This window comes from Subsaxibacter sp. CAU 1640 (assembly GCF_023156585.1).
Classification (GTDB): Bacteria; Bacteroidota; Bacteroidia; order Flavobacteriales; family Flavobacteriaceae; genus JBPOFM01.
On record NZ_JALNMI010000005.1, the window covers coordinates 47,685 to 61,916 of the forward strand.

11 protein-coding genes are annotated in these 14,232 nt (G+C 37.4%); 4 read left to right on the top strand and 7 right to left on the bottom strand.

Annotated elements, in window-relative coordinates; translation table 11 throughout:
• Positions 1-21 precede the first annotated feature (21 nt).
• Complete coding sequence (locus M0G43_RS12505) at positions 22-831, top strand: ABC transporter substrate-binding protein (RefSeq protein ID WP_248026917.1); 810 nt, start codon at positions 22-24, stop codon at positions 829-831.
• On the opposite strand, the gene M0G43_RS12510 is transcribed toward M0G43_RS12505, so the two are convergent.
• The 3 genes from M0G43_RS12510 to M0G43_RS12520 all read right to left on the bottom strand — a co-directional run bounded on the left by M0G43_RS12510 (position 779) and on the right by M0G43_RS12520 (position 2,346).
• On the bottom strand, positions 779-1,006 hold the full coding sequence (locus M0G43_RS12510) for a Lacal_2735 family protein (protein ID WP_248026918.1): 228 nt from the start codon (positions 1,004-1,006) through the stop codon (positions 779-781). The two genes, M0G43_RS12505 and M0G43_RS12510, sit on opposite strands and share 53 nt — an antisense overlap.
• Positions 1,007-1,084: 78 nt before the next feature.
• Positions 1,085-1,285, bottom strand: a complete 201-nt coding sequence (locus M0G43_RS12515) for a Lacal_2735 family protein (RefSeq protein WP_248026919.1) — start codon at positions 1,283-1,285, stop codon at positions 1,085-1,087.
• Positions 1,286-1,632: 347 nt separating this feature from the next.
• Entirely contained in the window at positions 1,633-2,346 is a 714-nt protein-coding gene (locus M0G43_RS12520; RefSeq protein ID WP_248026920.1) for a DUF4197 domain-containing protein, read from the bottom strand.
• 261 nt (positions 2,347-2,607) lie between these two features.
• Between M0G43_RS12520 and M0G43_RS12525 the strand changes: the two genes are divergently transcribed.
• Positions 2,608-6,018, top strand: a complete 3,411-nt coding sequence (locus tag M0G43_RS12525) for a methylmalonyl-CoA mutase family protein (RefSeq protein WP_248026921.1) — start codon at positions 2,608-2,610, stop codon at positions 6,016-6,018.
• Positions 6,019-6,143: 125 nt separating this feature from the next.
• On the opposite strand, the gene M0G43_RS12530 is transcribed toward M0G43_RS12525, so the two are convergent.
• Complete coding sequence (locus M0G43_RS12530) at positions 6,144-6,371, bottom strand: CDGSH iron-sulfur domain-containing protein (protein ID WP_248026922.1); 228 nt, start codon at positions 6,369-6,371, stop codon at positions 6,144-6,146.
• A 232-nt stretch (positions 6,372-6,603) separates the two neighbouring features.
• On the opposite strand from M0G43_RS12530, the gene M0G43_RS12535 reads away from it, so the two are divergent.
• On the top strand, positions 6,604-6,855 hold the full coding sequence (locus M0G43_RS12535) for a hypothetical protein (RefSeq protein WP_248026923.1): 252 nt from the start codon (positions 6,604-6,606) through the stop codon (positions 6,853-6,855).
• A 7-nt stretch (positions 6,856-6,862) separates the two neighbouring features.
• On the opposite strand, the gene M0G43_RS12540 is transcribed toward M0G43_RS12535, so the two are convergent.
• On the bottom strand, positions 6,863-7,132 hold the full coding sequence (locus M0G43_RS12540; protein WP_248026924.1) for a hypothetical protein: 270 nt from the start codon (positions 7,130-7,132) through the stop codon (positions 6,863-6,865).
• 219 nt (positions 7,133-7,351) lie between these two features.
• Here M0G43_RS12540 and M0G43_RS12545 point away from each other — a divergent pair, with 219 nt between their 5' ends.
• Positions 7,352-11,125 (top strand): hypothetical protein, encoded by a 3,774-nt coding sequence (locus M0G43_RS12545; RefSeq protein WP_248026925.1) that lies wholly within the window; start codon positions 7,352-7,354, stop codon positions 11,123-11,125.
• Between the two features lie 115 nt (positions 11,126-11,240).
• On the opposite strand, the gene M0G43_RS12550 is transcribed toward M0G43_RS12545, so the two are convergent.
• Both M0G43_RS12550 and M0G43_RS12555 read right to left on the bottom strand, forming a co-directional pair.
• Entirely contained in the window at positions 11,241-11,966 is a 726-nt protein-coding gene (locus M0G43_RS12550; protein ID WP_248026926.1) for a hypothetical protein, read from the bottom strand.
• 774 nt (positions 11,967-12,740) lie between these two features.
• Positions 12,741-14,159: a serine hydrolase domain-containing protein gene (locus M0G43_RS12555; RefSeq protein ID WP_248026927.1), complete on the bottom strand. Its 1,419-nt coding sequence runs from the start codon at positions 14,157-14,159 to the stop codon at positions 12,741-12,743.
• Between the last annotated feature and the right edge of the window lie 73 nt (positions 14,160-14,232).

The following is a 14,232-nucleotide window of genomic DNA, read 5'->3' on the forward strand; positions in this document are numbered from 1 at the left end:
CTGCGACTGTGACTGTAAACTATGAAAGATCAACTCAACAGAACAATTCAAATAAACGCAACTCCAAAGCGAATTGTCTCCTTGGTGCCTTCACAAACGGAATTGCTTTATGATATGGGTCTGGAATCCTTCATCCTGGGCATCACCAAATTCTGTGTGCATCCTGTTCATTTTAGAAAGGAAAAGAAGATTGTTGGCGGTACAAAAGATGTTCATTTTGATAGGATAAAAGAATTGAAGCCAGACATCATTCTATGCAACAAGGAAGAGAACACCAAAGAGATGATTCTCGAACTTGAAAGAATTGCACCTGTTCACATCAGTGACATTTATACGATTGAAAATTGTTTGGAATTGATAGAAATGTATGGCAACTTGTTTGCAAAAGAGGAAACAGCTTCTCAAATTATTTCAGAAATAACAAGCAAGTATGATGATTTTAAAAACTTTATCAGCAATACTTCTGAATTGAAAACAGCATATTTCATTTGGAAAAATCCTTGGATGGTAGCTGCTAGCGACAACTTCATCAATACGATGTTACAGTTGAATAATTTCAAAAATTACTTCGGTGAACTAACACGTTATCCAGAAATTGAGTTATCGGAAGTTAAAAATGAGACGGCAGATTTAGTGTTGCTTTCGAGTGAACCCTTTCCGTTCAGTGAAAAGCATATGGATGAAGTTGGGACCTATTTTCCCAACGCAAAAGTGTTAGTTGTTGACGGAGAAATGTTCTCTTGGTACGGAACACGTCTTCTCAAAGCCTTTCATTACTTTAAATCGCTGCATCAAGGTCCTTTGAAAGAGTTTTTTTCAAATTCAAGATAGTTTTCTTCAACTTTGAAGCCTCGTGGTACAAAAAGTCGCTCAATCCAGCATCTGTTTGTATCAAATTATAAGCTTCTTCAACAAACTTTTTGTAGTTAATTTCTAATTCCTTAAGATTCAAAACCTCGCTTAATCCTAACTTGGTTTTGCCTACTTTGCAAAAATGTGTGTTCATAATCATCCATATTAAACTGTATATACGAATGATTAATGCAGTTTAGTCTAGCGACTTAAGTTAATTAAATGATAAATTTTAATTGGTCTTTTGTTGCAGCGTATCACGATTCAAAAACTTCAATTGGTTGAGCTTATTCAAAAGTTTGATGGCTTTGAATTCAGAAAGGTCGCTCAATGCAGAATCGGTTTGGCGAAAGTTGTAAGCTTGCTCTACAAGTTGTTTGTAGCGTCGTTGTAATTTAGACTGATGTTCTTTTATTTCAGACAATGTTTTCATCAAGGGTATTTGCTATTAATTGATGGTTATAATTTCAACATAATGGAACACGTCCATTTACAAGGTCAACGCAAAATTTTAGTTATGTTGAAAACCATAGCTACAACTTTGTAAAATTAAATATATCTAAAATATTATTAAAGAGCAAGTTAAAAATCGAATATGTTCATAAAAAAAATCGACCCATCCCCATGAGCCGATTTCCAACTAACTTTTGCTAATCCAAATTAAAGATGTGTATGTTCTTTCTTGGCACTGCAAAGATGCGTTATAAATCTATTTCCAATGTTATGTAAACATTAGCTTTGGATTAAGGTTAGATAATCATCTTTGTAATTGATTGTCTTTTATTTACCGTCTTGCAACACAAATACTTTTCTCAATAAATCGGTAGTTCTAGAAGACACTTTGGTGCGTATCTCTTTCTCTTCCACGGCTATCATCGTATAGACGCCCTTCAAAGCTTCACCTGTCACGTAATCGGTAAGGTCAGGATTCACATCATTGGTGAAGGGAATAGCATTGTATTTATTGATAAGGTTCGTCCAAATTTGGTCGGCGCCTACTTTGGCAAACGAATTATTGATCACAGGATGAAACTTGTCATACAAAGCTGTTTGTGTTTTGCTTGTGAGGTATTGCGTCGCCGCATCATCAGAGCCCAACAAGATATTCTTGGCATCTGCAAACGTGATTTCCTTTACGGCATTCACAAAAATAGGTGTCGCCTCTTTTACGGCATCTTCCGCAGCTCGGTTCAAGGCTTTGAGACCTTCATCGGCAAGATTGCCAAGCCCAATGTCGCGCAGACCTTTATCAACCTTCTGAAGTTCGGAAGGAAGAAGAATTTTTACCAATTCATTTCTGTAAAACCCATCCGTTTGGGTCAGCTTGCTTACCTGTTTGTCAATCCCAAAGTCAAGGGCTTGGCGCAGTCCCGCTGCAATCTCTGCATTGCTCAACACAATTCCTCCTTGTGGCAACGAATCGACCACACCTTGCAACTCAGCGCAAGAGGTCAGGGTAAAAATCGTAAAAAGGGCTATCCATACTTTTTTCATCAGTCGTCAATTTAATATTGGTCAAAAATAATTTAAAATGTTTAGAAGCGCAGTATTTGGGCAAGTTTTTGAATCAAAAACCGCGTTATCCGCTCTATCTTTTTAATGCTTTTCATAGACCGTGCCACAATTCAAAAGTAGAGAAGCATTAAAAAGGATGCCGCTCCTACCGTTCTTGCAGTACCAAACTATTCACAATATTAGCCAACATCTTTTGAAAAATCCGTAAATTTGCATCACTTTTAAATCCTTTTTTTACAAATGACACAAGTAGAACCCTACAAGCCAAAACATAAAGTACGTATCGTCACCGCAGCCTCGCTTTTTGATGGGCACGATGCCGCCATCAATATTATGCGACGCATCATTCAGGCGACGGGTGTTGAGGTCATTCACCTTGGGCACGATAGGAGTGTGGAGGAAGTGGTGAATACCGCTATACAGGAAGATGCCAATGCCATTGCACTGACCTCTTACCAAGGCGGACACAACGAGTACTTTAAGTATATGTATGATTTGTTGAAGGAAAAAGGCGCTGGCCACATCAAGATATTTGGCGGCGGCGGCGGCGTTATCCTTCCGGAGGAGATAAAAGAGTTGATGGACTACGGCATCACGCGCATCTACTCGCCAGATGATGGTAGAGAGTTGGGACTGCAAGGGATGATTAATGATTTAGTGAAGACTTCTGATTTTGCCATCGGTGACTCATTGAATGGCGAAGTCAACACGTTAAAGAAAAAGAATCCGCGCGATATTGCTCGTGTCATTTCATCTGCAGAAAACTTTCCAGAGATTGCGAAAGAAACATTGGATACCATTCACGCAAAAAATAAAGAATCGCATACGCCAGTCCTAGGGATTACTGGTACTGGTGGTGCAGGGAAATCCTCACTGGTAGACGAACTTGTGCGTCGCTTCTTGATTGATTTTCCAGAGAAAACCGTGGGATTGATATCCGTAGATCCGTCAAAAAGAAAAACAGGTGGTGCCTTGCTTGGCGATCGTATCCGAATGAATGCCATCAACAATCCACGTGTGTATATGCGTAGTTTGGCGACGCGTCAATCCAATCTTGCTTTGTCAAAATATGTGAGCGAAGCCATCGAAGTCTTGAAAGCTGCCGAGTACGATTTAATCATCCTCGAAACATCAGGGATTGGTCAAAGCGACACCGAAATCATCGAACATAGCGACGTGTCGTTATATGTGATGACACCAGAATTTGGTGCAGCCACCCAACTCGAGAAAATCGATATGCTGGACTTTGCTGACCTTGTGGCCATTAATAAATTTGACAAACGAGGGTCGCTTGATGCCTTGCGCGATGTCAAAAAACAATACCAACGCAACCATAACCTTTGGGATGCGAAACCAGAAGACTTGCCAATCTTCGGTACCATCGCCTCACAGTTCAATGACCCTGGGATGAATACGCTTTACAAAGCTGTGATGGATAAATTGGTCGAGAAAACCGACACCGATTTAAAATCGAGCTTTACCATTACCGAGGAGATGAGCGAAAAAATCTTCGTGATTCCACCATCGCGTACGCGTTACCTGTCTGAAATTGCCGAAAACAATCGCGCGTATGATAAAACCGCTAGCGAGCAGGTAGAGGTGGCGCAAAAACTGTATGGTATTTACAAAACATTGGAATCTGTTGTGGGTGCAACGCCTGTATTGGATAAAGCGGGCATTGATTCAGCTTCTATCGAATCCAAAGAACATAAAGACTTCATCAAATTATTGGTGGGCGAATTCGACCGCGTGAAACTCAACCTCGACCCTTACAATTGGGAAGTGATTACTGGTTGGGACGACAAAGTGAACCGTTATAAAGACCCAATCTATTCCTTTAAGGTAAGGGACAAAGAGATAAAGATTCAAACTCATACCGAATCGTTATCGCATTTACAGATTCCGAAGGTAGCATTGCCTAAATATCAGGCTTGGGGCGACATCCTACGCTGGACACTTCAAGAAAACGTGCCAGGGGAATTCCCATTTGCCTCTGGGTTGTATCCATTCAAACGGACGGGTGAAGACCCTGCACGAATGTTTGCCGGTGAAGGTGGCCCAGAGCGTACCAACCGACGTTTTCATTACGTTAGCCAAGGGATGCCAGCCAAACGCCTTTCCACAGCCTTTGATAGTGTCACTTTATACGGGAACGACCCCGACCTTCGACCAGATATCTATGGAAAAATAGGGAACGCCGGGGTGAGTATCTGCTGCCTGGACGATGCAAAGAAGTTATACTCTGGCTTTAACCTTGCGGATGTGATGACCTCTGTGAGTATGACCATCAATGGGCCGGCGCCGATGTTGTTGGGCTTCTTTATGAATGCCGCGATTGACCAACAGTGCGAACTCTATATTAAAGAAAATGGTCTTGAAGCTGAAGTTGAAGCTGAAATTGAAAAACTATATAAAGGAAAAGAAAGACCAACTTACAATGGACAGCTTCCCGAAGGTAATGATGGCCTTGGCCTGATGCTTCTCGGTGTTACAGGCGACCAGGTATTGCCTGCCGATGTCTATGCTGATATGAAGAAACGCACAATTGCCCAAGTACGTGGTACTGTGCAAGCCGATATTTTAAAGGAAGACCAAGCACAGAACACCTGTATTTTTAGCACCGAGTTTGCCCTTCGATTGATGGGTGATGTACAGGAATATTTCATCGAGAATAACGTCAGAAACTTCTATTCGGTGTCTATCTCTGGCTATCATATTGCCGAGGCAGGGGCGAACCCGATTACCCAATTGGCGCTCACGCTTTCCAACGGATTTACGTATGTAGAGTACTACTTAAGTCGTGGTATGAACATCAATGATTTTGGTCCGAATCTGTCATTCTTCTTTAGTAATGGTATTGACCCTGAATACGCCGTCATCGGACGTGTTGCACGAAAGATTTGGGCAAAAGCGATGAAAAATAAATATGGAGCCAATGAGCGTGCACAGATGTTGAAGTATCATATCCAAACATCAGGGCGCAGCCTTCACGCACAGGAAATCGACTTTAACGATATCCGCACCACATTACAGGCATTGTACGCTATATACGACAATTGCAACTCGCTGCATACCAATGCGTATGACGAAGCCATCACAACGCCTACCGAGGAGTCGGTGAGACGAGCTATGGCCATCCAATTGATTATCAATAAAGAATTAGGGCTTGCCAAAAATGAAAATCCGATACAAGGTTCATTTATTATTGAAGAATTGACGGATTTGGTAGAAGAGGCAGTACTTGCCGAGTTCGACCGTATTACGGAACGAGGCGGCGTGCTTGGTGCTATGGAAACGATGTACCAACGTAGTAAGATACAGGAAGAAAGCTTGTATTACGAGACCTTGAAACACAATGGTGAATTCCCGATTATCGGGGTGAATACGTTCTTGAGCAGCAAGGGCTCACCAACGGTGATACCTAAAGAAGTCATCAGAGCCACCGAAGATGAAAAGCAGTACCAGATACGTACGCTTAACAATCTGCACGAGGCTCACGACACCAAGCAATTGCTCAAAGATTTACAGACAACCGCCATCCACAACGAAAATATCTTTGCCGCCCTGATGGATGTGTGTAAGGTATGTTCGCTAGGTCAGATTACCGATGCGTTGTTTGAGGTTGGTGGGCAGTACAGACGTAACATGTAATGTTCGCTTTAGGCTATAAGCTTTATGCAAAAGGCTAAATGAAATCCCGCTGATTAAGAAATTGGCGGGATTTTTTATTTTTAGGTGGTTTGTTCTGAAAAACGGCTTCTCGGGATAACACCCAATTACTTTGTTTTCATTGGTGGTAAGTCGAACGCCTGGGCATCATGCTCAAAATGATTGCGGTGCGAGCCATCACAAAAAGGTTTATTGGTGGATAGCCCACAACGGCAAATGCCAAGCACCGTTCGACCCCGTAAGCCATACGCATTGCCTTGTGCATCCACGATTTCAAAATCGCCCTCTACTTTTACGGAGCCATTACTGTTGATTGTCAATTTTGTTTTGCTCATATCATTTGGTTTTGATGAAACACAAAGTTGGGGAAATTTGTTGTTGAAATATTAAGATGGCATCAAAACTTGGAGGTGGAGAGGGTAATTTGTATTGGGTATAAATAAAGGGGTGTTTTTTGAAAAGTGGTGTTGGGTTGCTTTGTTAGTGAAGTGCGTTTTGGGTTTTTATTTTGTGGGATGTGGGGTTTTTGGTGTGATTTTTTAGTTGCTTGATTTTGAAGGTTTGGGAGTGAGGTGGAACGCCTCTGCACCATTTTGGAACGCCTCTGCACTACTTTGGAACGCCTCTGCACTACTTTGGAACGGCTGTGCACCACTTTGGAACGCCTCTGCACTACTTTGGAACGGCTGTGCACCAAAGGAGAACGGTTTTGTACCAAAGGAGAACGGCTGTGGACCGAAGGAGAACGGCAGTGCACCAAACAGGAACGGCTTTGTACTAAAGTGGAACGGTTGTGCGTGCGGAAATGAAGGGAATTAGCGATTACTTATGCAAATAGCATGACCGTAGTTACCAACGTGGCGACTGTTAAAGCGGTAAAAATGATGGCCTTTGTTCTTTGCCGTGCATTATACTTACGGAGTTTTTGGCGTATGCCTTTTAGCTGTTCTTTGCTGGCTTGTTTTTTTAAGAGCTCATCGAAGTGGATATTAGGGGCATTTATGGGCATACCACTTCTATCAAAATGCTTTAACTCTTTTTTGCGTGAGTTGTTTTTGAGCGATATGATCATCCATTGTACTATGCCGAAGCTCATGGTGTGCTGTTTGGTATATAGGACGTTGAATTGGTGGGGGTGTTACAGATGCAATTTTAGTTTTATCAAGGATTGTAAATACTTGCTATATTATTGTTTTTTGATCCTGATTTAATGTTGCAAATTGTTAAAAACATTTTGTTTAAAGTGAATACATGCTATATTTTAATAGAATGTTCTTTTTAAATTTGGAAGTATAAATAATTAGAAGTCAATAATATGTTACGGGAATACTCCAATAAAAAAGAGCCTTCAAAAAAGGTAGATAAAATTAAAGATAAGATTGCAGATAATAAAAATGATGAAAGTGTAGAGAAAAGTGATACTTCTGTTAAAGTTAAACTTGATTTACTTACCCCATTAGATATAAAAGACGATGCTAGAATAAAAAAATATATAGAACACATTTATAATGCTGTTGATAATCCAAACATTAAAAATTTAGCACTCACTGGGGTTTATGGTTCTGGTAAAAGTACCATCATTAAATCTTTTAAAAGTCAATATTCAAAACTAAAAGTGCTGCATATTACTTTGGCTTCTTTTAATGAGGCTGTTGAATATGATAAATTTCAAGACAAAATTCAGTTAGCTATCTTACAGCAGATATTATACAGTCAGAGTTCAGAAAAATTACCTGAATCGAGAATCAATCGAATTAGGGAAATTGATGTATGGAACAAGAAACATTTCCTTAAAGTCCTTTTATTATTAGTATTTATAATATCTCTATTTTCCTTATTAAACTACTATACTTTACAATTGAATCCGAATAATTGGAATGCCGATTCAAGTTTTAGTATTGGGTGCATTCTAAATCTATTCCTTTTTCTTCTTTCTTCTTTTCTAATAGGGCAATTTTTATTTAAAATGATTGCCAACTCAAAAATAAACAAGATTAATGTTAAAGGTGAAGCGGAGCTTGGTAGCAAAATAGAGAACAAAGATTTTCTTAATAAGCATCTTGATGAAATTTTATACTTTTTTGAAAAGATTCCAACCGATATTGTAGTAATTGAAGATTTGGATAGGTTTAACAGCACAGAAATCTATCGCACATTAAGAGAAATAAATTTTATTCTTAACAATTATCTGAAAAACACAAAAAAGGAATATAGAAAGGTTACATTTCTTTATGCTATAAAAGATGATTTGTTTTCAAATGAAATTGACAGAACCAAGTTTTTTGACCAAATAATTCCAACTATTCCATATGTGAATTATAGTAATGCAAAAAATGTTTTAACCAATAAGCTAAATGAAATTTACGGAGATGAAAACAACTTGTTTAACAAATCTAATAGCGGTAAAGATCTCATAAACGGAGTATCTACATTTATAACAGATAATCGAATTCTCATAAACATTATGAATGAGTTTACGATTTTTAAAGAGCAACAAAAACTACAAAATGAGGAGTTTAATCAAGAGAAACTTTTAGCCATTATTGTATACAAAAACCTAAGACCAAAAGACTTTTCAAATCTTCATACAGGTAAGAGTAACATTGATATTGTCTTCTCTAACAAATGGAAGTTTACCAATTTACTAGAAAATGACTTAAAAGATGATATTAGAATTAATAATGAATCAATTACTAAAATACGTCAACATAACGTTAAAAGTATTTCAAATCTTAATACCCTATTTCTATACCATATCAAAGATTTAATTGGAAATAATTCTGCAAGAGGGCTGGTTATACAATCTGAAAATAAAAAATTCAAAGAAATAATTGATAAGAGTATAGATTTGAATACTCTTTATACAGAAGAAATTTTTTGGTATCAATCGGCGAACGCTAAATATTCCATTCATATTAAATTGGATGAAGTTGATAAATTGGTTGGATACAAATATTCTGACAGCTATAATGTCATATTCAATGAAAATGAATTAATAAAAAACAGGGAAACTGAAATTGATAAATTAAGAACTTCCATAAATGATTTAAAAAATGAGACACTTTCTCAAATTTTAAAAAAGAAATATTTATCTAAAGAAAACTTGATTTCAGATTTTGAAGATTATTATCAAGATAGGGAAGAAATTGTTCCTTTTTATGATGATTCTCTTTTGATGTTTCTACTTGAAAATGGTCATATAGACGAACATTACAGGGAATACATTTCCACATTCCAAAAAGGTGGTTTAACTCCTAGTGATTATGAGTTTAAGGTAAATATATTTTCTACTACGAATGAGCCCAAAACATTTGATTACAAACTCTATAACATTATTGATGTTGTTGAGGAACTTTCAAATAATTACTTTCAGGATAGCAGAATTTTAAATGTTTCTTTGATGGATTTTCTTTTGGTTAATAAAGAGAATCATAAGACTAAATTTAAAACTTTAATAGAAACAATCTCAAAATGGGATAGTAGAAGTAGACTATTTTTTATTCATTATATAAACAATGGTGGGGGCGTAGATTTGTTTATTGAAGAGATGGCAAAATCTTGGAAGGATTTATGGAACAAAATTGAATCAGATTCAAATGTACTTGATAAGGATAAAAGACATTTATTGTTTTTGTTATTGGAGAATCTAAATATTGAATTTTTAAAGTCAATAAACTATAAAATGAATTTAAGCAAACATATAGCAAATGATATCGAATTCTATTATCAATTTAATAATAACGAAAATTCAGAAAAAGTTAAGAAAATTCTTTCTGCAAAAGGTTTAAATATAAAATTCAAACAAATAGATGCAAGAGGGTGGGAAGAAAAGAAATTTACGCTGTTATATGAAAATGATAGATATATATTGAACAGTTCTAATGTAAAAGCTATACTTGCATATCAACTAAAAGACACATTTGATATAAACGCCTATGAAGATTTTAATTTATCATATATATATAACACTGGATTGAACGACTTAATCTTATATATAGAAGAGGATAGTTATAATACATACATTTTAAACATATATTCAAAATTGACGAACATTCAATATGAAGATGAAAATCGAATTCTAGATGTTTTGAATAAAGATGGTTTGCTGGAAAGTAACGCATTACTTTTTTTAGAAAAACAAGGGAGCAAGATAAAGGATTTATATAAGTTAAATGATGAACGTTATGATATCGCATTTGAGAAAAATGTGATGGAATCGAACTGGTATAATGTCTTTTGGTACTTTAGAGAAAGAGATAATTCATTCAATGAAATTTTGAATCAATTTCTTAATACAGAAGATAATTATTTATCATTGGAGATGGATAAAAAGTATGATTTCATAATTAAAAGTGAAGAAAAAAATAAATTCATATTTAATTTGATATCTAATAATAGCCTTAAATTAGAAGTATACGAAGAACTGATTAAAGTTTTTAAATCTGCTTACAAAATACCAGAAAAATTTGATTTTAAATCGCTTGACGATGATAAGGTAAAAACACTTATAGATTTAAACTATGTTGAGGTAAGCAAGACTAATTTTGATTCTATCAAGGAATCTTACTCTCCACTAAACGTGGACTTGTTGATAAAAAACGTGGACAGTTATACAGACTTTATTGAAGAATATGGTTTAGACTTGGAGGATACAATTTATATCCTACAACATCAAGATTTGTCCGATAAACAAAAAATAAAACTTTTGAATTTAATTACGGTTGAAGAAATAAATGACAGCCTTGAATTGGCGGAAGAAATGTGTCAATTGATGATCAGAACACAAAATAGTTCGCTTGTAAAAGAGAAGTTGGAAATATTATTAAAACAAGATTTGGAAATTGAACAAAAAGCTAACCTTATTTTATTGTATGAAGAAAAATTGGAAAAATTAAAAATTGTAGAGATTTTCAAACAAAGTTTTCCTAAATCATATCGAATTGCTCCTCATTCTCAAATTTCACTCATTGATAATGAATACAATATGAAATTAGTAGAATTATTGCAACGAAAACGTATAGCTGGCAAGTATGACAAAAGTAGGAGAAGTAAAATTAAAAAAATAAGGGTTTATACTTTAAAATTTTAATACTTAATTTTCCTTTTTAATAAAAAACCACAACTCTATTTTCAAAAGTTGTGGTTCTTCAATTTAAACTATTTCTAACGGTGTGTTGCAACACCTGTTTAGAACACGGGGGTGATTAGCGTTCTTTGATGCGGTGGAACTCTAGGCTACTGATCATGTAATACTGCGGGCTGGTGCCACCGAAAGTTGCTTTGACCTCGTTTTTGGCGAGGAAGCAGGTGTCTACCAAACCAGTAGTTTTAGTGTTAAACAGTGCATTTCGTTCTAACCTTGCCATCTTTGCAGCTGCGTCTGACTTGTTGAATGCCGAATTTGTGGCAACCATAGAATCTAAACGTATACGCATACCGGCAGTTTTCAAATCATCTGAAGAAGGATTGTACAATGGTTCATTTTCTCCAATAATGACGAGGATTTGGTAATGCTCGATCAGTTTTGGGTAGGAACGCTGGCTATCGCTGACAAACTTGTTATCAGCACCTTTGTTCTCATTGTCTCTTTCCTTCTTTTTCTTCCCTTTGCTAGCCTTGCCTTGTATCTTGTTTACAAAAGTACGAGCATGGTTGACCGTATCTTCGGAAGCTCCGCAAGCTTCAAGCGCATTGATAAAACGCGTCGCAAACACAGGGAGGTCATCGAAAGCGAGGTGTCGATTATAAATATCTATACTGTTTTCGTTTTCTTTTTCCTCCACATTGGTGTTGGCTGCAACGGCTTGTGCATGAAGCGCTTCAATGGCTTCAGGCGTTAAGCGAGCGTTGGACGGCGCATAGGTAGGCACAAAGAGTGCTAGCCTTTCTCCAAGAACCTGAACATTATTTGTGGTATTAGCAATGCTCACCTCTGATGTGCTCCTTGTTACAGGGGCAGGAGGAGGGTCTTGGGTTTGCGACGTTTCCGTGGCAGGGTTAGACGAATCAGTGAATTGTTGTGTCTCGGCAGACGATTCTAGCGCGACACCGTTTAATAAAGGTTTGTCCATTTCTTGCATAAGCAGGTTTTTTAGTTCAGACAAATGTATCTGTGGGGCTACGAATGGCACTGTACAGATACGTCAAACAGTAGGGCCATAAGGTTCAGCGCACAAAAGAGATGCACATCTGAACGGTATTTCAGTAATCAGGGGTAATACGGTACTAAAATAAAAATTCTTCGAAGAGAATTATGAGGCGCTATACTTCTTAAGATTAGCTGGTTAGAGCATCATAATTTGAAGCAATATTAGATGAAAGAAAATTAATCTCCAAATTTATTTTCAGATGAATGGTAAAAAAACCCGATAAAGTGTCAATTTTTGAAAGAGAAAAAGAAGCGCAACACCGCGCTGTTGTTCAGGAATTTAAGGAAAACACTTACCTAAAAAAATTTTGAAATATTTTTTCAAAATGGGTAATATATGACGAGATATGGTTCAATATTAACATAAAAAGTGGGTGTATTTTTGGTTTGTTAAGACTTTAGGTGATAGATTTTAGATGTTCGACGTTAGAGGTTAGATTTTAGACGGTAGAGGGTAGAGGGTAGAGGGTAGTCGGAAGACGGAAGACTTTAGCCTTTGGCTTTTAGCATTTTCTAAAGTGTCTAATGATTTGAAAGTCTATTGGGTCTAAAAAAGCTATTTCCTCATCCTCACCATCCCAAACATTCCATCATAATATTCTGAACAGGCCACCACACTGTCATTGACAAAATGAAATCGATAGCTATCGTAAGGGAAGGGCTTCCAGTTGAAAATACTGTCATTCTTTTGATACAAGCGTGCACCAGGCGTCTCGGTCTTTGGGTTGTCCCAAAAGAGTTGACCATCTGACGTAGTGACAATCCTGACAGACCCTTCACCGGCACCCCATCTATTGATGTCGCTATAAGTACCTACATATCGATTGGCATTTGCTACTTGGTTGGTTTCGTTAAAATCTGGAGGTTCGATACCCAAAACAATTGGCATGATGTAATGACGTAGCAGCCAGACTTCATCAGGTGAATAATTGGTGTTCATGGCGGCGGCAAAGGTGTAGCCAGAATCAGGATAGTGTGCTACAATAGCCCAACCAATTCCTTTATAACCACCTGAATGTCCATAAGTCCGTTCATCTTGGTACATCCCGAACTTCACACCCAGTCCATAATCAATGGAGGTCTTTCCAATAGGCGTAGGCGACAGCATTTGATCTAAAGAAGCTTTACTGATGATGTCACCGGCACTCAATTGGTCCATAAGTTTCAATAAATCGGTGATGGTGCTGGAGAGTCCTCCATCACCTTTCATACCCTCTGTCATCATATGAAAACTGGTATCAATATTCTTTTCCACCACTTCATAACTCATCGACGCATTGTCTCGATGCCAATTGTTTGGCCACATCGCAATAGAGTGAAGTTGATGAGGGTTACTGATATTGGTTTTAATCAGGGCATCAAACGATTGCTGTTCGATGTTTTCAAGAATGGAAGAGAGCAAGGCATAACCAGAATTGGAATAGGAGTAATGGGTGCCAGGCGTAAAGAACAATGGCTGATCAATAAAATTGAGAAATTCTTTTTGTGTGGGAATTCGCTTTTCATTGATGTAGATGCTATCCATATAATCTTCATGGTCCACCAATCCCGATTGATGCCGAAGCAAATGCTCAATGGTAATATCTTCCATATGGTCTTGTTTCGGCAGGGGTACGTACTTCGAGACTTTGTCGGATAAGTTGAGTTTGCCCGCTTCGGCAAGCTTTAAAGTGGTGATGGCGGTGATGAATTTTGAAATGGAGGCGATGGCATAAATGGTACTATCGGTAGCAGGTGTTTTTGAGGCAATGTTCGCGAGACCAAAACCTTTTGAATAAATAATGTTACCATTGTGAGATAGACCAAGGGAGAGGCCAACCGTATGTCCACGTTTGATAAACGCATCACAAACCGAATCAATTTTCTTTAGTTGTAAATCAGATAATGGCTGTTGCAGTTCAGGATAATTAGTTTCAGCTTGTTTACACGAATAAAGAAAGGCAAGCCCGCAGACAAACAGAATTAGTATTCTCATTGCGTTGGTGTTAAGTTATTAATCTGTTTTTGTGGGGATTACTCTTCTAATGTAATGAAAATTAATCATTTAA